Consider the following 21,070-nt stretch of genomic DNA (forward strand, 5'->3'; position numbering starts at 1 on the left):
CGCCGCCGGCCAGCCGCCGGCGGCGTGGCGTTATTTCGCCAGCAGGGCCGCCAGCCGCGGCTGGACGCTTGCGCAGCCCGCCAGCACGAGGTTGCCTCTCCGCAGACCCTCATTGGCGAGAAACGCATTGCACTTTCCACCCGCCTCCTCAATCAACAGCATGCCTGCCAGCGCGTCCCAGCTGTTCATATGCGCTTCATAATAGGCATGGAGCTGGCCGGCGGCGACATGCGCCAGCATCAGGGCGCCCGCGCCGAAGCGGCGATATTCCAGGCCGGCGTCGAGCAGGGTAGCGATGGCCCGGGCGTAGTCGCTGGCCGGGGCGCGGCTGGAACGTCCCATCCCCACCACCACCGCATCCGGATCCGGTTCGCGTAGCGTCAGACGCTGGCCGTTGAGATACGCGCCTTCGCCGCGGCCGGCGAAGAAAAACTCATCGCGATCGGGAGCGTAGATAATGCCAAGCGTCAGCTCGCCCTGGCATACTCGCGCCAGCGAGATACACCAGTAATCCATACCGAGGATAAAGTTGGTGGTGCCATCGACAGGGTCGAGCACCCAGACGGTCTGTTCATCGCCAGCAAAACCGCTCTCCTCGCCGAGGAAACCCTCCTGGGGAAAATGGGCCTGCAGCCAGCCTTTAATCTGTTGTTCTACCGCGAGATCCGCCTGCGACACAAAGTCCTGGCGCGATTTTTTATCGACCTGTAATCCCGCATCGCGCAGCGCCTGGGCGTGGGCGCCAGCCTGGCGAATCAAGGCGCATAATGACTCTCGTTGTGCTTCCGTCATAGTCCTGCTCTCAGATAACAAAGGGCGACGTGCGCCGGTGAATTAACGTCACCTCCACCCAGGTGGTGCGTGAAGGTTGTAAAGGGTCGGCGGCGCGCTCCTGCAGCCGGGTAAGCGCCTGGCGGGAAATCGCCGCCACATCCTGATGTAGGGTGGTGAGCTGGTAGCTATATTGCGCGGTCGGCGGCGTGTTATCAAAACCAATCAGCTGGTAATCCTCAGGCGCCTGTTTGCCGCGCTGGCGCATTCCATCGAGAAAGCCACAGGCAAGCTGGGCATTGGCGCAAAAGATCCCCTCAGGCAACTCGCCAGCGAGCGCCGCGGCCTGCTCACCGCCGACGTAGCCCTCTTCCGGACAGGCGAGGTGCGCCAGGTCGCGTTCGATGTTCACTCCGCGCGTCTGTAGCGCCCGGCTGAACGCTTCCCCGCGCATGCGTCCGGCCCAGGTGGAAGGGTGAGTATTGAGCCAGCCGAAGCGCCGACAGCCGCTGCGCAACAGCTGGTCGGCGGCCAGCTCGGCGCCAGCGGCGTTATCAGAGCAGACATAATCCACCCCGGGGATCGTCGGTTGACGGTTAATGCCCACCACCGGAATATGCTGGTGAACGCACTCGTTCACCAGCGCTTCCGGCGGCTGGCCGGAGGTAACGATAACTCCGGAGACGCGAAACTGAGCGAAACGGCGCAGGGTGTGCGCCAGATCCTGCTCGCTATGGATCTCGCTCACCAGCGCCTGAAAGCCCTGGCGTTGGATCTCGTTGAGCAGGGCATCAAGCAGGGCGCTGCGAAAAGGATCGCTGATGCGCGAGACGATCACGCCGATTAAGTGGCTGCGCTGGCGGTTCAGCCCCTGGGCGAGGAAATTAACCTGATACCCCAGCTCTTCGGCGGCGCGCAACACCCGCGCCCGGGCATCGGGAGAGATGCTGCCGTTGCTGCTCAACGCCCGGGACACCACCGCCCGGGAGACGCCCGCTCGCCGGGCAACGTCCTGGGCAGTGACGCTGGGTTTACGAGGTGCAGGGCTCATAGGATATGCGCCTCGTCGTTAAACGTGGGACGCGGTAACGTTAAGGCGAGCCCATCCCGGGAAACGAATAAACCCGGCCACGGCTGGCAGGCCTGCTTCAGCGCCGGCAGGGAAGCGTCCTCGCAGTGATAGAGCCCCAGCGCCGGGAGCTGCAGCGTTCTGAACAGCATCAGGCAAGAGGGGAAATCGCCATGAGAGGCGTCATCGTCCAGAGCCGCCACCGAGGCACACTCCTGAAACGCCAGCCCGGCGCCGGCCATCAGGGCCATCGAATCGGCGGTCGGCCGGCCATCGCCGCTGTAAAACAGCGTCTGCCCGGCAATGGTGATACGGATGGCGCGATTACTCAGCTCATGCTGGGTGGGGGCAGTGCGGATCTGCCAGTCCTGCCACGTCCAGGCGTCGCGACACGCTTGCCAGTCGAGGGTGAAGCCAAGCTCCGCCTGCGGCCAGTTCGCCAGCGCGGCCAGCTGCTTGAGCACCGGCTGCTGCGCCGGCTGGCAGTAGATAATCAACGGCTTCTGGCGGGAGCTGCTTTTCCAGTAATTCAGCAGCGCCGTCAGACCGGTGCAGTGGTCCGGATGAACGTGGGTGAAGTAGATCGCGTCGATATCGTTGACCCCGCCGCCGCGCTGCCAGAGCGCGCGGGGAACGGTGGGGCCGCAGTCGATTAACCACTGTTTGTTGTCCGCGTCGATTACCCGCAACGCGGAAGTATTTTGCGTGCAGGAAAAGGCGCTCCCGCAGCCAAGCACATCTATTTTCATTTACCCTCGCCAAAAATTTTTGCCGCTTAATTAAATTGTCATAAATACCCGACAAAGTAGGCTCACATCATGTCGAGTCAACGTTGCATTTTTTTTACAGCTAAATGAACACGTGTTCATACCAATAAAAAATGCCCGCAACAGCGCTTTCAGGTAGCGAATATGAGTTATTTAAAGATCTCAGGCCTTAAAATTAGTTATGGCGATAAAGTGGTTTTACATAATATCGATCTGGCGGTCGAGCAGGGGGAGATGATCGCCCTGCTCGGCCCTTCCGGATGTGGAAAAACCACCCTGCTGAATGCCCTCTGCGGTTTTATTCCGGTGGAAAGCGGGGAGATCGCCATCGCCAGCCGATCGATCACCCATCAGGCGCCGGAGCAGCGCAATATCACCATGGTGTTTCAAAGCTACGCCCTGTGGCCGCACCTGACGGTGGCGCGCAATATTGGCTATGGCCTGAAGCTGCGCAAATGGCGCGGGGCGGATATCACACGGCGAGTGGCGGAGCTGCTACGGATCGTCAATCTCGACGGGCTGGCTGACGTGAAGGTGACCGAACTCTCGGGCGGCCAGCGGCAGCGGGTGGCACTGGCGAGGGCGCTGGCGATAGAGCCTCAGGTGCTGGTGCTGGATGAGCCGTTATCTAATCTGGATGCCAAAGTGCGGCTCAATGTGCGCCATGAAATTAAATCTCTGCAAAAGAAACTCGGCTTTACGTCATTAATTGTCACCCACGATCAGCAGGAGGCATTAGTGATGGCGGACCGAATTGCGGTATTAAACCAGGGGCGAATTGAGCAAACCGGCACGCCGGAACAAATATATCAGCGACCCGCGACACCCTTCGTCGCTGATTTTATGGGCGCCGATAATAAAATAACCTCTGATGAAATATCCGCTGCCGCAATATCCGGTTTATCCGCTGCTCAGCAGGGTGAAAAAGTCATTTATTTTCGCAGCGCCGATGCCACGCTCGCTGAATTAACGCAGCCCGCGCCGCAGGAGGGGCTCGCCCTGGAGGGGATGGTGGAGCAGAGCGCGTTTCTGGGCAATCTGTATCGCCACAGCGTACGCTGCCATGACCGCCTGCTGCAGGCCGACTCCGCTCAGTGCTGGCCGACGAAAAGCCGCGTCAGGCTCCATGTGCCCATGCCGGCCCTCCATATTTTTCCTTTACCACTATCACAGTGATATCAGCGTGTTCATTCTGGGGACAATCCATGTTTACTAAGACGAAAGCAGCGATCTTAACGACCCTCTGCCTGAGCGTTAGCGCCCAGGCCGACACCTTTCTTAACGTCGCCACCGCGGGCGATCAGAATATGGTGGATTACGTGAAAACCTGGCTGGGGCCAAAATTTGAAGCCGCTCATCCCGGCGTCAAGGTGCGGGTGATCGGTACCGGCCCAGGCGACGCCGGGTCGAATAAAATTAGCGAGAAGCTGAGCGCCCAGCAGGAGAGCGGCGCGCAGCAATGGGATATCGACGTCGCCGTGGTGCATCAGAAGGCGGGCGGGGAGCAGGTGGAAAAGGGATTGCTGCAAAAATATCGCCAGGATATTCAGACCGGCGGCATGGTGAGCTCGCCGAGCGCCACCCAGGCGCTGGGCGTTAACGTCGACGGATACGTCATGCCGATGTTCTTAAGCCAGACCGCTATCGCCTGGAACAGCGATCTCGTCAATACGCCACCGGCGTCGTATGACGAGCTGGTGGCCTGGACGCAGAAACATCCTCAGGCTTTTGGCTATAACGGCATCAAGAACGGCATGTCCGGCGTTAGCTTTGTGGTGGGCTGGATCTACGCCTACGGGACCGACGCCGAGCGCCTCTCCTCCGCGCCTTATGATAAAAGCGTCGAAAAGGGCTGGCAGCAAGCCTATGAGAAACTGAAGGCGTTCAATAAAAATGTCACTTTCACTCCGGGCAACGCTGGAACGCTCGACATGCTAAGCCGGGGAGAGATTGCCATGGGCCCGGTATGGGTCGACATGTTCTATAGCTGGAAAGATCAGGGCAAGCTGCCGCCATCGATTAAGCTCGCTTTACTGGCCCCGGGCATGCCGGGTCAGCCGATGTATTACGTCATTCCGGCGAAAGCGGCGAATCCGCAGCTGGCGCGCGACTTTATCGCGCTGGCCACCAGCCCGGAAGTGCAGGCGCAGGGGATCGTTAAGCAGTTCAACTGGTATCCGGGCATCGACGCCGGGCAGGTGAAGCCGAAGCTGGATGCAGCGACCTGGCAAAAGCTGTTTGCCGAAATCTCGCCAGAAGCGTTGGCGAAGTATGGCAAAAGCTTCCCGATCGCCCCCTACTTTGACGATATCAAAGAGGGTTACGAAAGCCAGGTGGCCAATTAACCCTTTTTCCAGCCCGGGTCGCCGACCCGGGCGCTTGCTTGTGCCAACGCCAGGTTCTTTATGTCCAGTTCATTAAAATATTTGCTGCTGGTTGCCCCGGCCGCGCTGATGGTCGCGATCCTGTTTTTGTATCCGCTGGGGTTTTCGCTGGTCTCGGCGTTTACCGCGCCGGGACAGCCGTTCACCCTCGATCATTTTCGCAAGGTCTACGCGCTTTACGCCAACGATGTGCTCTTTTCGCTGCTTATCGTGCTGATCTCGGTGGCGTTGTTAGCGCTGATCGCCATTACCCTGTCGGCTGTGATTGCGCTGTCGCCTTGCCGGCCCGTTGTTCGCCTGCTGGGTTTTTTGTATCGCCTGCCGCTGTTTATTCCTTTTATCGTCGTCGCTCAGATGATGCGCACTTTTCTCGCCAAAAATGGCCTGATGAACAATGCGCTGGTGGCGGCCGATCTGGTCAGGCCGCTGGAGACCCTCTCCTGGTTGGGATGGAAGGGAATTGTCATTACCTTTGTCTGGAAGCAGCTGGCCTTTGCTACGCTGTTGATCTGCGGAGCGATGGCGGCGCTGGAGCCGTCGCAGATCCTCGCCGCACGTAACCTTGGCGCCTCCCGGCCGCGGCTGCTGTTCGATATTATGCTGCCGCAGGTCCTGCCGACCATCGGCGTGGCGCTGGTGCTGTCGACGGTAACCATGATGTCGGTGCTGTCGGTACCGCTGATGATCGGCGTGGGGACGCCGACGATGCTGACCGTGGATATGGCGTTTCGCGTCAATTCCTATGGTGATTACGCGGTGGCGAATGCGCTTGGCGTGGTGTCGCTGGCGATCTGCGGCGCGCTGTCGTGGTTTTACCTGCGCCATAGCCTGCAGCAAAAAGGCGGTGAATGATGAAAGCGCTGAACCTTGCTTCCTCTCCGTCATGGTGGGTAAGAGGACGCCGTAAAGTGAACGCCAGCCCGGTGCTGCAGAGCCTGCTGCTGCTGTTTATGCTGCTGGCGATGTTTGGCCCGCTTCTGAACCTGTTGATCTGGACCGTAGCGGAAAGCTGGTATTTTCCCCATTCGCTGCCCAGCCAGTGGGGCCTGAAGTACTGGTATCAGGTTTTCAATCCGTACAGCGATGTCTCCAGCTCGCTGTTAACCAGCGTACTGATCGCCCTGCTGGCGGTGGGGGTCTGTTTGCTGATTTCCGTTCCCGCCGGCTATGCGCTTTCCCGGCGGAAAATGCCGCTGCGGGTGCTGTTTATGCTGCTGTTTCTCCTCCCGCAGGCCTTTCCCAACCTGACGGTATACATGAATATTGCTCGTCTGTTTTACCAGTGGGGCTTGAACGGAACTATCGCGGGGGTGGTGCTGGTGCATAGCGTCCACGGTCTGATGTACTCGGTGTGGATCTGTGTGGCCGCGTTTTCAGCCATCGACCCGCTGCTGGCGCGGGCATCGCGTAACCTGGGCGCCGGTCCGGTGTATACCTTCTGGCACATCGTGCTGCCGCAGGCGGCGCCAGGGATCGTTGCCGCCTGCATCTTTGTTTTTCTGGAGTCGTTGGATGAGTTTACCGGCACCTTCTTCGTCGGGGCGCCGGATATCACTACGCTGCCGCTGCTGCTCTATAACGCCAGCATGTCGGGTAACTATCAGGTCTCGTCGATTACCGCGCTGATTTTGCTGGTGCCATCGCTGCTCTTTATGGTGGTGATCCATAAATTTATGCGTCCGGAGATGATGGCGAAATTGGGGAAATAAGAGCTGCAGAAAACGAAAAAGCTTCCCGTCGGGAAGCTTTTTAATCTCAGGTCATCATCATTGGCCATTCTGGCGGCGTCTGACTCATGACTTCAATCATCACATCTTTGATATTGCCCCAGATTTTGGCAATATCGAGCAGGGTGATGCCGAGCAAACCGGTGGCGAACCAGCAGGCGGCGGCAAGGCCGAGGCAGCTGCAGATCACCGCCAGACCGGCGTAATCGCTTTTGCGAAGCTGAATATTCAGTGAGCTGGCGAGAAACATGAGTACTGCGCTCACCAGGGGCCAGCGCAACAACACGACACTGGTAGTAATGGAAGCCATTAACCTATCCTCAAAGAAAGTCGGGGAGCCATGGACGACCTGGCGCGACTGACGATGGCATAGCGCTCTGGTCTCAACTGGCGTACTAGAGAGTGATGAAACGCCATTTCTGTTTCATCAACTTGTGTGAACTATATCACACTTGGCGCTTTCTTCACCAGTCAAAAAATGAGCTTTCGCTGCGTTTAATAGCAATGTTATTTGTGTGGATATTAGTGAGCAACCCCCGCTGATCTTATTTTCATTGCCTTGCTAATGATTATTATTCTGCGGGTTTTATTACCTGTTCTTGTTTATTACACGGAGAAACCGAGTCAGATGCGCGTCTATTCTTAATCTTGGCGGAATATCTTCCGAATACCTGATAAATAAGTATTATTCTTCACCATCAGGGGTAAAGCTGACGCCCGTGAGGGCTGGCAGAAAATCTGCTGATGTCTATCGCAGTCGCGATTGCTAACGTGTTTGGTCTACCTTAATTAAGGCATATCGCATGGATGTAAGCGTAAATGGGTGACAGTGCGCCGCATAAGGCGCTAAGGCTCATCGGAACGGGGTTGGTTATTTTATTGCCAGTGGTACTGGCATTGTGGTTTGCCCAGCTGCGGGCGAAAGCCGAAACCATTGATCAATTACACTCATTTTCGCAGCTGGCGCTGCAAAAAACGGAAATGGTCATCCGCGAAGCGGATCAGGCCCGGGCGAAAGCCAGCCAGTATCGCGGGGAGCTATGCTCAGCGGACCATCAGCGTTATTTATTGCATATCGTTCGCGGCCTGCTGTATGTGGAAGATCTGATCTACGCTAACGGCCAGCGCTTTATCTGTTCAACGTCCGTTCATCAGCAAACCGGCTGGCGGATGCCGGCGGCCAATTACACCAAAAAGCCGGATGTCGCGATTTACTATTACCGGGACACGCCGTTTTATCCGGGCTTTGCCATGAATTATATGCAGAAGGGGCCCTATGTGGTGGTGGTCAATCCCTTCTCGTACAGCTCGGTAATCGCCAGCGATCGCGATTTAGCCTATGGCGTATTCGATACCAAAACCAACCTCTTTTTCTCGGTCAGTAACAATGTCGAGCCCGCGGAACTTCATGCGTTGATTCGCGAAGGCGATACCTTTTTTAATCAGAATGGCCGGGTGTATACGATAGCCCGCTCCGCTATCCGGCCGATCGCCGTCATTATGTCCACCTCGCGGGCCAGCTATTATCACAACTTTTGTGACCAGGCCAGCCTGACGCTGCCGCTGGGGATCATTTGCAGTATTTTACTGGTGCTGGTGTGGTCGCGCACCCGTCGGCAGTATCACTCGCCGCGCAATATGCTGCAGCGGGCTCTGAGCTGCCGCCAGCTGCGCCTGCACTACCAGCCGATTATCGATATTAAAAATAACCGCTGCGTCGGAGCGGAAGCGCTGCTGCGCTGGCCAGGGTTTGACGGTCCGGTGATGAACCCGGCGGAGTTTATTCCGCTGGCGGAAAATGAAGGCATGATTGCCCAGGTGACGGACTACGTGGTGGATGAGCTGTTTTACGAAATGGGCGAGTTTCTTGCCAGCCATCCGCAGCTGTACGTGGCGATCAATCTCTCTGCGTCGGATTTCCACTCGGCGCGGCTGATTTCACAGATCAGTGAGAAAGCGCGCAGCTATGCGGTCTGTATCGGACAGATCAAAATCGAAGTTACCGAGCGGGGGTTTATCGATGTGCCGAAGACCACGCCGGTGATCCAGGCGTTTCGCGAAGCGGGCTATGAAATTGCCATCGATGATTTCGGCACCGGCTACTCGAATCTGCATAATCTGCATGCCCTGAACGTCGATATCCTTAAAATCGATAAAAACTTCGTTGATACGCTGACCACCAACAACACCAGCCACCTCATTGCCGAGCACATCATCGAGATGGCGCGCGGGTTGCGTTTAAAGACTATCGCGGAAGGCGTGGAGACGCCGGAGCAGGTAAGCTGGCTCTACAAGCGCGGCGTGCAGTATTGCCAGGGCTGGCTGTTTGCGAAAGCGATGCCGGCGCGGGAATTTATGCAGTGGTTAGCCAATGCGCCCGCGCCCGTGAACGTGCCTCAGCCGCCGCGTCACGCGGAGATCTGATGGCGGTAGTCGCTGGGGGTGCGGTCAAACTCCCGGCGGAATACCCGCGAGAAGGTTTGCTGCGAGACATAGCCCAGATCCATAGCGATATCAAAGATCGGCCGCTGGGTGGTTCGCAACGCCTCCGCCGCCAGCAGCAGGCGGCGCTGACGAATATAATCCCCCAGCGTCTGATGCATCACGGTGCGGAACATCCGCTGCAGGTACCACTTCGAGTATCCTGACTTTCTGGCGACTACATCAATGTTAAGTGGTTGATCGATATGTTCATCAATCCATTCAATCAGTGTTTGAATAATATCCTGATGGGACATAAAGCGGCCTCTCTCAATTCTCGATTCGTCGTTTTGTCTGCGGGCGAGTATAATTCCTCAAGTTAACTTGAGGTAAAGCGCTTTATGGAAAAGAAATCACCCCGCATCAAAATGCTGCTGACGCCCGGGGAAGTGGCAAAACGAACCGGCGTGGCGGTCTCGGCCCTCCATTTTTATGAGAGTAAAGGGCTGATCCACAGCCAGCGGAATGCCGGCAATCAGCGGCGCTACCGGCGCGATGTCCTGCGCGCGGTGGCGATTATCAAAATTGCGCAACGTATCGGCATCCCGCTGGCCACCATCGGCGACGCGTTTGGCGTGCTGCCAGAAGGGCACAATCTCAGCGCAAAAGAGTGGAAAATGCTGTCATCACAGTGGCGCGAGGAGCTTGACCGGCGTATCCACACCCTGACGGCGCTGCGCGACCAGCTCGACGGCTGCATCGGCTGCGGCTGTTTATCGCGGCGCGATTGCCCGCTACGCAACCCGGGCGATAAGCTGGGGGAAGAGGGGACCGGCGCTCGGCTGCTGGAAGAGGAGTGATAAAACTAAAGCGCCACAACTGGGCGCTTTAGTTGTTTTCCGGTCTTGGTCTTTCGCATTATCTCGTTGGTTCACGAGAGGGTTTCCCCCGACGTCGACGTCCCTCAGTATTGCGCAATCTGTTGATGGAGGTTCCGGTTTGCGTCGACACTTTAACTATGGCATCTGCCGCCGTTTTTTCCTCACTATTTTGCCGAAATTTTCCCGGCAATCAGTGCCTGTTCCTATAGTTAATTTGAACAAACGACGGGAGAGGCCCATGCTGACGGTACATCATCTTAATCAGTCACGATCGCAACGCGTACTGTGGGCGCTGGAGGAGCTACAGCTGCCTTATCAGATAGTCCGCTATCAGCGGGAAAAGTCGATGCTGGCGCCAGCGGCATTGAAGAAAATCCACCCGCTGGGTAAATCGCCCGTGCTGGAAGACAACGGCTATGTGCTGGCGGAGTCCGGAGCGATCCTTGAGTATTTGCAGGAGAGCTGGGACAGCGATGGGCTGCTGAAGCCGCAGGGCACAGATGACAAACTGCAGTACCGCTTCTGGCTGCACTATGCCGAAGGTTCGCTGATGCCGCTGCTGTTAATGAAGCTGGTGTTCGCCAGCCTCGGCAGACCTCCGGTGCCCTTTGGCGTCCGCTCGCTGGGCTCGCTGCTGGGCAAAGGTATCCAGAAAGCGTGGCTCGATCCCCAGCTGGCCACCCATGCGCGGTTCATTGACGACCATCTGGCCACGCGACCATGGTTTGCCGGCGAGCAGCTGAGCATGGCCGATATCCAGATGAGCTTCCCGGTGATGGCGCTGTTGTCCCGCGGCGGCATGGATGATCTTCGCCATATCGAGGCCTGGCGACAGCGGGTGGAGCAGCGCCCGGCCTGGCAGCGGGCCATCGAGCGCGGCGGCCCCTTCACCTTACCCGGCGCCTGAGGTATCAGCGGATCCGATGACGCGGCTAAATGAAAGCAACTGACTAAAAAATTGTTAGCGGATTGCGCATGGACGATAACGTTTGCGCATCAGCTGGTTATTTTCTGTTCGTCATAAGCGAAATTTAGCGAAATACGATAAACATCGGTTGAAAAGGGTTATCTAAAGGCCGGATAATCGTTTGCCTTTCTGTTTTGCTCCCTCTTTTATCTGCTATCCAGGGGGAGGAGACAAGGTTGACACACCGTAGTGTATGCGTGGAGTTAAACGTTTGCTTTTTTGCAGCCCCCCTGGCGCTGCGATTCGGTACAAGGAGATCGCGTTTAACTGGCAGTGGAGGGTCCACCACGCATACCAACGAACAATAAAAATTTTCAGGGGAAGTTTTCTATGTCTACGCCTTCAGCGCGTACCGGCGGTTCATTAGACGCCTGGTTTAAAATTTCGGCGCGCGGCAGCACCGTGCGTCAGGAGATTGTTGCAGGTCTCACTACCTTTCTGGCGATGGTGTACTCCGTCATCGTAGTGCCGGTAATGCTCGGTAAAGCGGGCTTCCCGCCGGCCGCGGTATTTGTTTCCACCTGTCTGGTGGCGGGCGTTGGCTCGCTGGCGATGGGGCTATGGGCGAATCTGCCAATGGCCATCGGCTGCGCTATCTCGCTGACCGCCTTCACCGCCTTCAGCCTGGTGCTGGGGCAGCACATTAGTATTCCGGTGGCCCTCGGCGCAGTATTCCTTATGGGTGTCCTGTTTACGGTGATCTCGGCAACCGGCATCCGCAGCTGGATCTTGCGCAACCTGCCGCAGGGTGTGGCCCACGGTACCGGGATCGGGATTGGCCTGTTTCTGCTGCTGATCGCTGCCAACGGCGTTGGTCTGGTGATCAAAAACCCGCTGGATGGTCTGCCGGTGGCGCTGGGCAAATTTGCCAGCTTCCCGGTGGTGATGTCGCTGATTGGCCTCGCGGTGATCATCGGTCTGGAAAAAATGAAAGTACCAGGCGGTATTCTGCTGACCATTATCGGCGTGTCGATTGTCGGCCTGATTTTCGATCCGAACGTCCATTTCTCCGGTATTTTCGCCATGCCATCCCTGAGCGATGATAAAGGCAACTCGCTGATCGGCAGCCTCGACATCATCGGCGCGCTGAACCCGGTCGTGCTGCCCAGCGTGCTGGCGCTGGTGATGACGGCGGTCTTTGACGCTACCGGTACTATCCGCGCGGTGGCCGGCCAGGCAAACCTGCTGGACAAAGATGGGCAGATCATTAACGGCGGTAAAGCGCTGACCACCGACTCCCTGAGCAGCGTCTTCTCCGGTTTAGTCGGGGCGGCGCCAGCGGCGGTGTATATCGAATCGGCGGCGGGTACCGCGGCCGGCGGTAAAACCGGTCTGACCGCGGTGACGGTCGGTGTCCTGTTCCTGCTGATCCTGTTCCTCTCTCCGCTCTCGTATCTGGTACCACCTTACGCGACGGCACCGGCGCTGATGTACGTCGGCCTGCTGATGCTGAGCAACGTGGCGAAAATCGATTTCAACGACTTCGTCGACGCGATGGCTGGCCTGATCACCGCGGTGTTTATCGTGCTGACCTGTAACATCGTGACCGGCATTATGATCGGTTTCGCGACCCTGGTGATCGGCCGCCTGGTCTCCGGCGAGTGGCGTAAGCTGAACCTCGGCACGGTGATTATCGCGGTGGCGCTGGTGGTCTTCTACGCCGGCGGGTGGGCGATTTAAACCCTTTGTGCTCCTCTCGGGCGGCTCAGGCCGCCCGTTTTATTTTTAAGCCACATCCTGTTTCCATTTGCGTTAATCTGGGTAGCGTATGATTCACAGGCAAGACGCCTCACAGGTATAAAAGAAAACGCAGCAAACAGGGAACACATGGAAATATTCTTTACCATCCTCATCATGACCCTTGTGGTCTCACTCTCCGGGGTAGTGACGCGCGTACTGCCCTTTCAGGTTCCACTCCCACTGATGCAAATCGCCATTGGCGCGCTTCTGGCGTGGCCGACCTTTGGTTTGCACGTTGAATTTGATCCAGAGCTGTTTCTGGTCCTGTTTATCCCGCCGCTGCTGTTCGCCGACGGCTGGAAAACGCCTACCCGCGAATTCATTGAGCACGGGCGCGAGATCCTTGGTCTGGCGCTGGCGCTGGTGGTCGTGACGGTGGTCGGTATCGGCTTTCTGATCTACTGGATTGTGCCGGGCATTCCGCTTATCCCGGCGTTCGCGCTGGCGGCCGTACTGTCGCCGACTGATGCCGTGGCGCTCTCGGGTATCGTCGGGGAAGGGCGGATACCGAAAAAAATCATGGGTATTCTGCAGGGTGAGGCGCTAATGAACGACGCCTCCGGCCTGGTCTCGCTCAAGTTTGCCGTCGCGGTGGCGATGGGCACCATGGTCTTTACCGTCGGCGGCGCCACCGTTGAGTTTCTGAAGGTGGCGATTGGCGGCGTGCTGGCCGGGTTTGTGGTGAGCTGGTCGTATGGCCGCTCGATGCGCTTCCTCAGCCGCTGGGGCGGTGACGAGCCCGCCACGCAGATCGTCCTGCTGTTCCTGCTGCCGTTTGCCTCCTACCTGATCGCCGAGCATATCGGCGTCTCCGGCATTCTGGCGGCGGTGGCGGCCGGGATGACCATCACCCGTTCCGGCGTGATGCGTACCGCGCCGCTGGCTATGCGCCTGCGCGCTAACAGCACCTGGGCGATGCTGGAGTTTGTCTTTAACGGCATGGTGTTTCTGCTGTTGGGCCTGCAGTTGCCGGATATCCTCTCCAGCTCGCTGGTGGCGGCGGAAGCCGACCCCAACGTCGAGACCTGGATGCTGTTTACCGATATCGTCCTGATCTATGCCGCGCTGATGCTGGTACGTTTTGGCTGGCTGTGGTCGATGCGTAAGCTGAGCCAGCGCTTCCTGAAGAAGAAACCGATGGAGTTTGGCTCCTGGACTACTCGCGAGCTGCTGATCTCCTCCGTCGCCGGGGTGCGCGGGGCGATTACCCTCGCCGGTGTGCTCTCTATTCCGCTGCTGCTGCCGGACGGGAATGTCTTCCCGGCGCGCTATGAGCTGATTTTCCTCGCCGCCGGGGTGATCCTGTTCTCGCTGTTCGTCGGGGTGATTGCGCTGCCGATCCTGCTGCGCCACATTGAATCGAGCGATAATGTGCAGCAGCGGAAAGAGGAGCGTCTGGCGCGGGCGGCGACGGCGGACGTGGCGATTGTGGCTATCCAGAAGATGGAAGAGCGGTTGGCGGCGGACACCAAAGAGAATATCGATAACCAGCTGCTGACCGAAGTCAGTTCGCGGGTGATCGGTAACCTGCGCCGCCGCGCCGATGGGCGTAACGACGTGGAGACCTCCATGCTCGAAGAGAGTCTGGAACGCCGCTTCCGCCTGGCGGCGCTGCGCTCTGAACGTGGCGAGCTGTACCATCTGCGCGCCACCCGGCAGATAAGCAACGAGACGCTGCAGAAGCTGCTACACGACCTCGACCTGCTGGAAGCGCTGTTAATCGAAGATCAATAACCTGTCATCCGGATAGCGCGACATTCATTCGGGCTACCGGCGAGACCGCAGTAAATGTGTAGCCCCGGTAAGCGTTAGCGCGACCGGGGAAACCCGGGCAGCGGCGCAAGCGTCTGACCCGGGCTACCCATTCCTCTCCGAAACGCGTTGTCACCAGGGATTTATTCCAGCCAGAACGCTTTACTGCACGCCAGCCAGGCCTCAGCGCTGCGCGACATATACACCCCTTCCCGCCAAATCATCCCCAGCTCCCAGCGCAGCTCGCTTTGCAATGGGATCCAGCAAAAATTCTGCGGGTCGAGACGCTGGCAAATCGGCTCCGGCAGGATCGCCACGCCAATGCCGGCCTGCACCATGGCGGCGAGAAAATCCCACTGACCGCTGCGCACGGCGATCCGCGGCTTCACATCATGCTCGGCAAAGAGGCGCATCAGCTGCTGGCTGAGGGCGAAATCTTCGTTGTAAATAACCAGCGGATGCGCCGCCAGCTCCGCCGGCGAGAGCGAGGTCTTGCCTTCCCACGTCGCGGTCCTGGGCGCCAGGACGCACAGCGGGTGGTTGAACAACGGTAAGGTGGTGAGGCTGCTTCCTTCTTCGATCGGCAGGGCGGTCATCGCCATATCAAGCTCGCCGTTGCTGACCGCCTGCTGAACCGTCAGGCCGCCAAACTCGGCGATTTTCAACTCGACGCCCGGGTAGCGTTCGCGAAAACGGCTGATCGGCTCGGCCATCAGCATCCCGACCATCGGCGGAATGCCCAGCCGCAGCACCCCCTTATGCAGGTGGTTGATATCGCTCAGCTCTGACTCCAGCTGGCTGAACTCGCCGAGGATCGCCTGGCCGCGTTCAAAAACCACGCGTCCGGTATCGGTGAGCAGCAGTTTGCGGCCATCGCGGATCAACAGCGTGCAGTTCAGTTCATCTTCGAGATTTTTGAGCATCTTGCTGATGGTGGGCTGCGTGACGAACAGCTTTTCCGCCGCGCGAGTAAAACTCTGCTGACGAACCACTTCAACAAAATAGCGCAGCGTTCGGATATCCATAATTATTCCCTGAGACTATACCTGCGATGATTTTAATTCATTTCTGTCCGCGTCGGCGGCTCTCTATACTGCACCCCTGACTTCTTTTTTCCAGGAATATCGCTCATGGCCTTCGCGCCAGCTCGCGTTGTCCCCGTCGTGGCGCAACGTCTTCAGATCCCGGTGCAGGTACTTCTCTACGTCGGGTTATTTATCTTCGCGCAATATCTGGTGAACACCTGGCAGGTGCCGCTGCCGGCCAACCTGGTCGGCATGGTGATGCTCCTGCTGCTGATCGTCTGCCGGGTGATCCCCCTGAACTGGGTTCGCGCCGGCGCCCGCTGGTTGCTGGCGGAAATGCTGCTGTTTTTTGTCCCGGCGGTGGTGGCGGTGGTCAATTATGCTCAACTGCTGATGGTCGACGGCTGGCGGATTTTTCTGGTGATTGCGTTAAGCACGCTGATGGTGCTGGGCGCCACCGCCTGGGTCGTTGACAAGGTCTATCGTTACGAAGTGAGCAGGATAAATAAATGAGCGATGTCGTGCTGAGTATCCTGTGTCTGCTGGCGACCCTGGGCCTTTATTATGCCAACAAAAAACTGTATCGCCGTTTTCATAAACTGCCGCTGATGCCGCTGGTGTTCACGCCGATCCTGCTGGTGCTGATTCTGGTGGTAGGCCATATCTCCTATCAGAGCTACATGGGGGAGACCCACTGGCTGCTCTGGCTGCTGGGCCCGGCGACCATCGCTTTTGCCGTCCCGGTCTATGAAAATGTCGCGGTGATTAAACGCCACTGGATGTCGCTCAGCGCCGGGGTGGTGACGGCGGTCGTGGTGGCGGTGACCAGTTCCGTATGGCTGGCGCGTGGTTTTATGCTGTCCGATGAAATCCAGCGTAGCCTGGCGGTGCGCTCGGTGACCACGCCCTTTGCGCTGGCGGCGGCGAAACCGCTTGGCGGTCAGCCCGATCTGGTGGCGCTGTTTGTGGTGATCACCGGCGTGTTTGGCATGGCGGTGGGGGATATGCTGTTTTTACGTCTTGCTATCCGGGAAGGGATGGCGAAAGGGGCCGGGTTTGGCGCGGCTTCCCACGGCGCCGGGACCGCGCGCTCTTATGAGCTGGGTCAGCAGGAGGGCGTGGTGGCCAGCCTGGTGATGATGTTGTCTGGCGTGGTGGTGGTGCTGGCTGCGCCGTTAGTGCGCTGGCTGCTGTTTTAACGTTGTTGATGACCGGTAGTGATGAAATATTGAGGGCGGGAATAGTTTTGAACTATTTCCGCCCTTTATTGTTTATGCACCGCATTGCTAATCTTAAAATATTAAGGCAATTCTCATTACCATCTCATTTGTGTAACAAAATATTTCTAGGTGGTTATTGATTTAATTGTATCGCGAATGACATATAAATGTTTTATTTTTACTGCGAATTTTATAAATTTCCAACATTATGATTTTAAAGGATCTGTGTTTTATCTCGTCAATTTATTAAGACCCTTCACAACAAAATCAATTTTTACATTAATAATTGAGCTTTAGCCGTCTCTTCGCTATTATTTTTTACGCGGGCTTGTATTATTGAATGGATTCAAATGCTGGTCGTATATTTATGTATAATATTAATTGTCATGAATTATATGTCACGTGAATATTTAGGTGACGCCGCGTCAATAGAATTTCATTCTCTAATATATCTGCATAAAGCAATTGACGGACTGATTGTCGTTTATAATGGATATGGGAATAAATATGAAGATGAGTAAAAAATTTCTGGCGGGTGCCCTGATTATCTCTGCCTGCAGCGCGCTGTCTACCGTTGCCCAGGCTGCTAACACCATTACCTTTAATGGGATCGTTTCAGATACCACCTGTACGGCAACCATCGACGGGGGCTTAACTGCCATTGACATGGGGACCACGTCAGTAGCCGATCTGAAAGCGTACACCTACGGCGCCGCCAAGAACTTCTCCTTTAGCTTAGCTGACTGCCCGACAACCGAAGAAGGCGGCAATAGCATTGCACGCGTTACTTTTGGCGGGGAATCGGATACGGCTAATAGCGATTACTTTAAAAACCAGGCGACTGAAGAAGCGGCAACGGGCGTTGCTGTGGCGCTTTACGACCAAGCTGGCAGCCTGATGAAAAATAATGAAGAAGGTTCGGATGTCGATATCTCTTCCGGGGCCGCAACCATTCCGTTTACCGTTAAAATGGTGAAATCGGGGGCCGCCGATCCAACGAAAGGTATCGTTCAGACAACTGTGACTTATAACGTGACCTATTATTAATTCGGCGTTTTGTTGAATGGAGAAAGGGGAATCGTCTGTTATTCCCCTTTAATTAAGCGTATGAAATATCCTTTTTTTGTGATCGGTTTATTGCTGTCTTCTTCCATTGCGCAAGCCAGCGTGGTTGTTGGCGGCACTCGCCTGGTATTCGATGGCGCGAAAAGCAACGCCGGCATCACGGTTGAAAATAAAGATAAGAGCAGCAATATCGTGCAGTCCTGGCTCTCGGTGGTTGATACCGCTTCGCCAGCGAAAGACGCTTTCATTATCACGCCGCCGCTTTTTCGGCTCAAAGCTGGGGAGAAAGGATTCGTTCGCGTTGTTCGCTCAGGAAAAAAACTTCCCGACGATCGCGAGTCAATGTTCTGGCTTAATATCAAAGGGATCCCGGCAACGGAATATGTGCCGGATAAAAATGTGGTGCAGTTTGCCATCAACTCGAAAATAAAAATGATTTATCGGCCTGCCGCGTTAAAAGGTCACACCCCGGAAACTTATGCCGATAAACTAGAGTGGGGGAAAGACGGTGCCTCTGTAACGGTAAAAAATAATTCGCCGCTATATATAAATTTCTCACAGGTCAGTCTTAACGGTAAGAATATTTCTGGCGCATGGTTTGCGGCCCCGTTTTCCACTTTAAAAATACCCGTGCAGAGTCACCTGTCTGCGGCAGGAAAGAAAGAGATCACATGGAGCGTGATTAATGATTATGGTATGTCAGGGAAGAAATATACCGCTATCATTCAGTAGCGTTGAGCTGCTATTTACAGCCAAAAGTATCTGCGTCGTTATTGTTCTGTGCCTGAGTACCCTACCTTTTCGCGCTGAGGCCGGCGAATATTTCAACCCGAATTTACTCGAAGTCGCTGACAACCAGGCGACTTCGGTTGATTTGTCCTATTTTTCGCAAGACGGCGTTCCGCCGGGAACCTACCATCTGGATGTTTACATCAATGACAGATACGTCGGTTCAGAATCGCTGACGTTTCAGGCGAAGGAACATGACGCCGGCGCGACCGCTTCACCCTGTCTTTCCGCGGAATATCTTAATTCGTGGTTAATTAATACTACTGCCTATCCGCAGCTGTTCAACGCCGGGGAAACCTGCGCCCATCTGTCGGCGATCCCCGGGATGACGTTCTCGGTGTCGCTTGCCCAGCAGCGGATAGATTTTACCGTCCCGCAGGCCGCGATGCTGAATCGCCCCAGAGACTATGTTCCGGAGAGCCAGTGGCAGCAGGGTATCAATGCCGGTATTCTTAACTATAGCCTCTCCGGGCAGCGCAATGCTCCGCGGCATAACGGTGCCACCGTTGACAGCCAGTTTGTCAGTCTGCAGCCAGGCGTGAATCTGGGGCCGTGGCGCCTGCGTAACTACAGCACCTATAGCCACAGCGACAACGATAGCCGCTGGGAGTCGGTCTACTCTTATCTTGCCCGTGATATTCATACGCTGCGCAGCCAGATGGTGGTCGGTAACACCTATACCTCGTCCGGCATCTTCGACAGCCTGAGCTTTACCGGTCTGCAGCTGAGTTCGGACAAAGAGATGCTGCCGGATAGCCTGCATGGCTTTGCGCCGACGATCAGAGGCATCGCGCGCACCACCGCCGAGGTGTCGGTCTATCAGAATGGCTACAGCATTTATAAAACCACCGTTGCCCCCGGCGCCTTTGAAATTAACGATCTTTACGCCACCGGCAGCGCCGGCGATCTGTACGTCAAGGTTAAAGAGTCTGACGGCAGCGAGCAGAACTTTGTGGTGCCTTTTGCTTCGCTGGCGATCCTCCAGCGTGAAGGCCAGTTCGACTATGCATTAAGCAGCGGCAGAACACGGTCAGGCAGCTCCAATGATAAAGAATACAACTTTATTCAATCCTCCCTGGCCTATGGCGCCACCAGCAACATCACCCTCTATACCGGTTTCCAGCAGGCGGCTGATAAATACACCAACCTGCTGTTAGGCGCCGGTTTTAACCTTGGCACCATCGGCGCGCTGTCGTTTGATGGCTCTCAGTCGTGGGCCGATGTGAAAGCCGGCGACACGGCGTCGTCGTCCGACAAAGAGCAGGGGCAGTCGTATCGCGTCCGCTTCAGCAAAAGCTTTTTACAGACGGGCACCAGCTTCTCCGTGGCCGGCTATCGCTACTCCACCTCGGGATACTATTCCTTTCAGGATTTTGTCGACAACGCTTCCACGCAGCGAGACTGCTGTACGCAGAGCGGCAGAACGAAAGGCCGCTTTGACGCCTCGGTGTCGCAGACGCTGTTTGGCTATGGTTCGCTCTCTCTCTCGCTGGTCAATGAAACCTACTGGGACAGCTCACGCATGGAGTCGGTGAGCGTGGGCTACAGCGGGGCGATCGGCAGAGCCTCTTATTTTATTAACTATGCCTTTAACCGCAATGTGCAAAACACCGATGACAGCGGCAATAACCGGCCGGCCAGCGATACCGTCGTCTCCCTGACGGTAAGCATCCCGCTTGGCGAGACGCTCTCCGCAAATTACACCATGAACCATGGCCGCCATAACGACACCACGCATAGCGTGGGGCTCAACGGCTCGGCGTTAGAGGATCGCTCTCTGAACTGGAGCGTGATGGAAGGGTACAACTCTCAGGATAAAAGCACCTCTGGCAACCTCAGCGTCAACTATCAGGGGGCAAAAGGCGATGTGGCCGCCGGCTATGGTTATGACCACTACAGCAATCACTACAACTACTCGTTGCGCGGTGGCATGGTCGCCCATGCGGGCGGGCTGACGCTGTCGCGCTTTCTCGGTGAGAGTTCGGCGCTGGTCGAGACCCCTGGCGTTAGCGATGTACGGGTACGGGGCCAGACAAACGTAACGACGGATGGTGCCGGGTATGCCGTGGTGCCGTATGTCCGCCCTTACCATCGCAACAGCCTGGCCCTCGATGAACAGCAGGTGGCCGGCGCTGAGGTGGATAACGTCGCCAGAACGGTGGTCCCGACGTGCAACGCGATCGTCAAAGTGCAGTATGACACCCGAATCGGCTATAAGGCGATGCTCACCCTGCGGACCCGCAGCGGCGCGGTGCCCTTTGGCGCGCTGGTGACTCTCGATAACGATCGGCATAACGCCAGCACGATGCGCAGCAACATCGTTGGCGATGAAGGACAGGTATATCTGACGGGGCTGCAGGAAAAAGGCCAGCTATTAGCACGCTGGGGAGAGAAAAGCAGTGAACAGTGCACCGTTCACTATGACTTCTCCACGGCAGAGCTAAGCGACGATATTCTGTTTTATCAGGCCGAATGTCGGTAATGGATGCAGG

Annotated in this window: 20 protein-coding genes; 14 read left to right on the plus strand and 6 right to left on the minus strand. The window is 56.7% G+C overall.

All coding sequences use genetic code 11. The features are described from left to right. Positions 1–30: 30 nt before the first annotated feature. The 3 genes from ABLU50_RS18905 to ABLU50_RS18915 are packed head-to-tail and all read right to left on the minus strand — an operon-like array spanning position 31 to position 2,589. Entirely contained in the window at positions 31–792 is a 762-nt protein-coding gene (locus ABLU50_RS18905; RefSeq protein ID WP_057212491.1) for an inositol monophosphatase, read from the minus strand. A 10-nt stretch (positions 793–802) separates the two neighbouring features. After that, positions 803–1,822, minus strand: a complete 1,020-nt coding sequence (locus ABLU50_RS18910) for a LacI family DNA-binding transcriptional regulator (RefSeq protein ID WP_087832228.1) — start codon at positions 1,820–1,822, stop codon at positions 803–805. Continuing rightward, entirely contained in the window at positions 1,819–2,589 is a 771-nt protein-coding gene (locus tag ABLU50_RS18915; RefSeq protein ID WP_060656825.1) for a ribonuclease Z, read from the minus strand. The genes ABLU50_RS18910 and ABLU50_RS18915 overlap by 4 nt, the downstream gene beginning before the upstream one ends. Positions 2,590–2,751: 162 nt before the next feature. Between ABLU50_RS18915 and ABLU50_RS18920 the strand changes: the two genes are divergently transcribed. Genes ABLU50_RS18920 through ABLU50_RS18935 form a run of 4 tightly spaced genes read left to right on the plus strand, consistent with a single transcriptional unit; the run spans position 2,752 to position 6,700 of the window. After that, complete coding sequence (locus ABLU50_RS18920; RefSeq protein WP_004206321.1) at positions 2,752–3,783, plus strand: ABC transporter ATP-binding protein; 1,032 nt, start codon at positions 2,752–2,754, stop codon at positions 3,781–3,783. 29 nt (positions 3,784–3,812) lie between these two features. Then, the gene (locus tag ABLU50_RS18925; protein ID WP_004206323.1) at positions 3,813–4,952 is read left to right on the plus strand and encodes an extracellular solute-binding protein; all 1,140 of its coding nucleotides are present in this window, start codon (positions 3,813–3,815) and stop codon (positions 4,950–4,952) included. 60 nt (positions 4,953–5,012) lie between these two features. Beyond that, a complete protein-coding gene (locus tag ABLU50_RS18930; RefSeq protein WP_004206325.1) occupies positions 5,013–5,843 on the plus strand; it encodes an ABC transporter permease subunit in 831 nt (276 codons plus the stop codon). Beyond that, positions 5,843–6,700 carry an ABC transporter permease subunit gene (locus ABLU50_RS18935; RefSeq protein WP_087832230.1) on the plus strand — a complete coding sequence of 286 codons (858 nt, stop codon included), beginning with the start codon at positions 5,843–5,845 and terminating at the stop codon, positions 6,698–6,700. The genes ABLU50_RS18930 and ABLU50_RS18935 overlap by 1 nt, the downstream gene beginning before the upstream one ends. Positions 6,701–6,746: 46 nt before the next feature. Here the strand turns inward: ABLU50_RS18935 and ABLU50_RS18940 are convergent, their stop codons facing one another. Continuing rightward, positions 6,747–7,028 carry a YjcB family protein gene (locus tag ABLU50_RS18940; protein WP_002885064.1) on the minus strand — a complete coding sequence of 94 codons (282 nt, stop codon included), beginning with the start codon at positions 7,026–7,028 and terminating at the stop codon, positions 6,747–6,749. Between the two features lie 509 nt (positions 7,029–7,537). Between ABLU50_RS18940 and ABLU50_RS18945 the strand changes: the two genes are divergently transcribed. Beyond that, on the plus strand, positions 7,538–9,142 hold the full coding sequence (locus ABLU50_RS18945; protein WP_087832231.1) for an EAL domain-containing protein: 1,605 nt from the start codon (positions 7,538–7,540) through the stop codon (positions 9,140–9,142). Here the strand turns inward: ABLU50_RS18945 and soxS are convergent. Then, a complete protein-coding gene (gene soxS / locus ABLU50_RS18950) occupies positions 9,127–9,456 on the minus strand; it encodes a superoxide response transcriptional regulator SoxS (RefSeq protein WP_023291646.1) in 330 nt (109 codons plus the stop codon). The genes ABLU50_RS18945 and soxS overlap by 16 nt on opposite strands. 84 nt (positions 9,457–9,540) lie before the next feature. On the opposite strand from soxS, the gene soxR reads away from it, so the two are divergent. The 4 genes from soxR to ABLU50_RS18970 all read left to right on the plus strand — a co-directional run bounded on the left by soxR (position 9,541) and on the right by ABLU50_RS18970 (position 14,461). Beyond that, positions 9,541–9,999, plus strand: a complete 459-nt coding sequence (soxR, locus tag ABLU50_RS18955; RefSeq protein WP_004206331.1) for a redox-sensitive transcriptional activator SoxR — start codon at positions 9,541–9,543, stop codon at positions 9,997–9,999. Between the two features lie 259 nt (positions 10,000–10,258). After that, positions 10,259–10,927, plus strand: a complete 669-nt coding sequence (locus ABLU50_RS18960; protein ID WP_049117101.1) for a glutathione S-transferase — start codon at positions 10,259–10,261, stop codon at positions 10,925–10,927. 390 nt (positions 10,928–11,317) lie between these two features. Continuing rightward, on the plus strand, positions 11,318–12,667 hold the full coding sequence (locus tag ABLU50_RS18965) for an NCS2 family permease (RefSeq protein WP_017900106.1): 1,350 nt from the start codon (positions 11,318–11,320) through the stop codon (positions 12,665–12,667). A 147-nt stretch (positions 12,668–12,814) separates the two neighbouring features. Next, a complete protein-coding gene (locus ABLU50_RS18970; protein ID WP_023319499.1) occupies positions 12,815–14,461 on the plus strand; it encodes a Na+/H+ antiporter in 1,647 nt (548 codons plus the stop codon). Between the two features lie 161 nt (positions 14,462–14,622). On the opposite strand, the gene ABLU50_RS18975 is transcribed toward ABLU50_RS18970, so the two are convergent. After that, on the minus strand, positions 14,623–15,504 hold the full coding sequence (locus tag ABLU50_RS18975; RefSeq protein ID WP_004206335.1) for a LysR family transcriptional regulator: 882 nt from the start codon (positions 15,502–15,504) through the stop codon (positions 14,623–14,625). Between the two features lie 105 nt (positions 15,505–15,609). Between ABLU50_RS18975 and ABLU50_RS18980 the strand changes: the two genes are divergently transcribed. From ABLU50_RS18980 to ABLU50_RS19000, 5 genes are all read left to right on the plus strand, one after another. Continuing rightward, positions 15,610–16,017, plus strand: a complete 408-nt coding sequence (locus ABLU50_RS18980) for a CidA/LrgA family protein (RefSeq protein WP_032456851.1) — start codon at positions 15,610–15,612, stop codon at positions 16,015–16,017. Beyond that, positions 16,014–16,703, plus strand: a complete 690-nt coding sequence (locus ABLU50_RS18985; RefSeq protein ID WP_023319501.1) for an LrgB family protein — start codon at positions 16,014–16,016, stop codon at positions 16,701–16,703. The genes ABLU50_RS18980 and ABLU50_RS18985 overlap by 4 nt, the downstream gene beginning before the upstream one ends. Positions 16,704–17,213: 510 nt before the next feature. Then, a complete protein-coding gene (locus ABLU50_RS18990; RefSeq protein ID WP_072140353.1) occupies positions 17,214–17,771 on the plus strand; it encodes a fimbrial protein in 558 nt (185 codons plus the stop codon). 60 nt (positions 17,772–17,831) lie between these two features. Continuing rightward, positions 17,832–18,521 (plus strand): fimbrial assembly chaperone, encoded by a 690-nt coding sequence (locus tag ABLU50_RS18995; protein WP_023319504.1) that lies wholly within the window; start codon positions 17,832–17,834, stop codon positions 18,519–18,521. Further along, positions 18,475–21,060: a fimbria/pilus outer membrane usher protein gene (locus tag ABLU50_RS19000; protein WP_087832232.1), complete on the plus strand. Its 2,586-nt coding sequence runs from the start codon at positions 18,475–18,477 to the stop codon at positions 21,058–21,060. Before ABLU50_RS18995 ends, ABLU50_RS19000 begins: the two co-directional genes overlap by 47 nt. The last annotated feature ends 10 nt before the right edge of the window (positions 21,061–21,070 follow it).

Source organism: Klebsiella sp. GG_Kp173 (assembly GCF_040062415.1).
Lineage (GTDB): Bacteria > Pseudomonadota > Gammaproteobacteria > Enterobacterales > Enterobacteriaceae > Klebsiella > Klebsiella quasipneumoniae.

What these genes read in the sequence shown, in the direction of transcription:
- ABLU50_RS18905 (WP_057212491.1), bottom strand. Translation starts at nt 792, where the DNA reads ATGACGGAAGCACAACGAGAGTCATTATGCGCCTTGATTCGCCAGGCT.
- ABLU50_RS18910 (WP_087832228.1), bottom strand. Translation starts at nt 1,822, where the DNA reads ATGAGCCCTGCACCTCGTAAACCCAGCGTCACTGCCCAGGACGTTGCC.
- ABLU50_RS18915 (WP_060656825.1), bottom strand. Translation starts at nt 2,589, where the DNA reads ATGAAAATAGATGTGCTTGGCTGCGGGAGCGCCTTTTCCTGCACGCAA.
- ABLU50_RS18920 (WP_004206321.1), top strand. Translation starts at nt 2,752, where the DNA reads ATGAGTTATTTAAAGATCTCAGGCCTTAAAATTAGTTATGGCGATAAA.
- ABLU50_RS18925 (WP_004206323.1), top strand. Translation starts at nt 3,813, where the DNA reads ATGTTTACTAAGACGAAAGCAGCGATCTTAACGACCCTCTGCCTGAGC.
- ABLU50_RS18930 (WP_004206325.1), top strand. Translation starts at nt 5,013, where the DNA reads ATGTCCAGTTCATTAAAATATTTGCTGCTGGTTGCCCCGGCCGCGCTG.
- ABLU50_RS18935 (WP_087832230.1), top strand. Translation starts at nt 5,843, where the DNA reads ATGAAAGCGCTGAACCTTGCTTCCTCTCCGTCATGGTGGGTAAGAGGA.
- ABLU50_RS18940 (WP_002885064.1), bottom strand. Translation starts at nt 7,028, where the DNA reads ATGGCTTCCATTACTACCAGTGTCGTGTTGTTGCGCTGGCCCCTGGTG.
- ABLU50_RS18945 (WP_087832231.1), top strand. Translation starts at nt 7,538, where the DNA reads ATGGGTGACAGTGCGCCGCATAAGGCGCTAAGGCTCATCGGAACGGGG.
- soxS (WP_023291646.1), bottom strand. Translation starts at nt 9,456, where the DNA reads ATGTCCCATCAGGATATTATTCAAACACTGATTGAATGGATTGATGAA.
- soxR (WP_004206331.1), top strand. Translation starts at nt 9,541, where the DNA reads ATGGAAAAGAAATCACCCCGCATCAAAATGCTGCTGACGCCCGGGGAA.
- ABLU50_RS18960 (WP_049117101.1), top strand. Translation starts at nt 10,259, where the DNA reads ATGCTGACGGTACATCATCTTAATCAGTCACGATCGCAACGCGTACTG.
- ABLU50_RS18965 (WP_017900106.1), top strand. Translation starts at nt 11,318, where the DNA reads ATGTCTACGCCTTCAGCGCGTACCGGCGGTTCATTAGACGCCTGGTTT.
- ABLU50_RS18970 (WP_023319499.1), top strand. Translation starts at nt 12,815, where the DNA reads ATGGAAATATTCTTTACCATCCTCATCATGACCCTTGTGGTCTCACTC.
- ABLU50_RS18975 (WP_004206335.1), bottom strand. Translation starts at nt 15,504, where the DNA reads ATGGATATCCGAACGCTGCGCTATTTTGTTGAAGTGGTTCGTCAGCAG.
- ABLU50_RS18980 (WP_032456851.1), top strand. Translation starts at nt 15,610, where the DNA reads ATGGCCTTCGCGCCAGCTCGCGTTGTCCCCGTCGTGGCGCAACGTCTT.
- ABLU50_RS18985 (WP_023319501.1), top strand. Translation starts at nt 16,014, where the DNA reads ATGAGCGATGTCGTGCTGAGTATCCTGTGTCTGCTGGCGACCCTGGGC.
- ABLU50_RS18990 (WP_072140353.1), top strand. Translation starts at nt 17,214, where the DNA reads ATGGATATGGGAATAAATATGAAGATGAGTAAAAAATTTCTGGCGGGT.
- ABLU50_RS18995 (WP_023319504.1), top strand. Translation starts at nt 17,832, where the DNA reads ATGAAATATCCTTTTTTTGTGATCGGTTTATTGCTGTCTTCTTCCATT.
- ABLU50_RS19000 (WP_087832232.1), top strand. Translation starts at nt 18,475, where the DNA reads ATGATTATGGTATGTCAGGGAAGAAATATACCGCTATCATTCAGTAGC.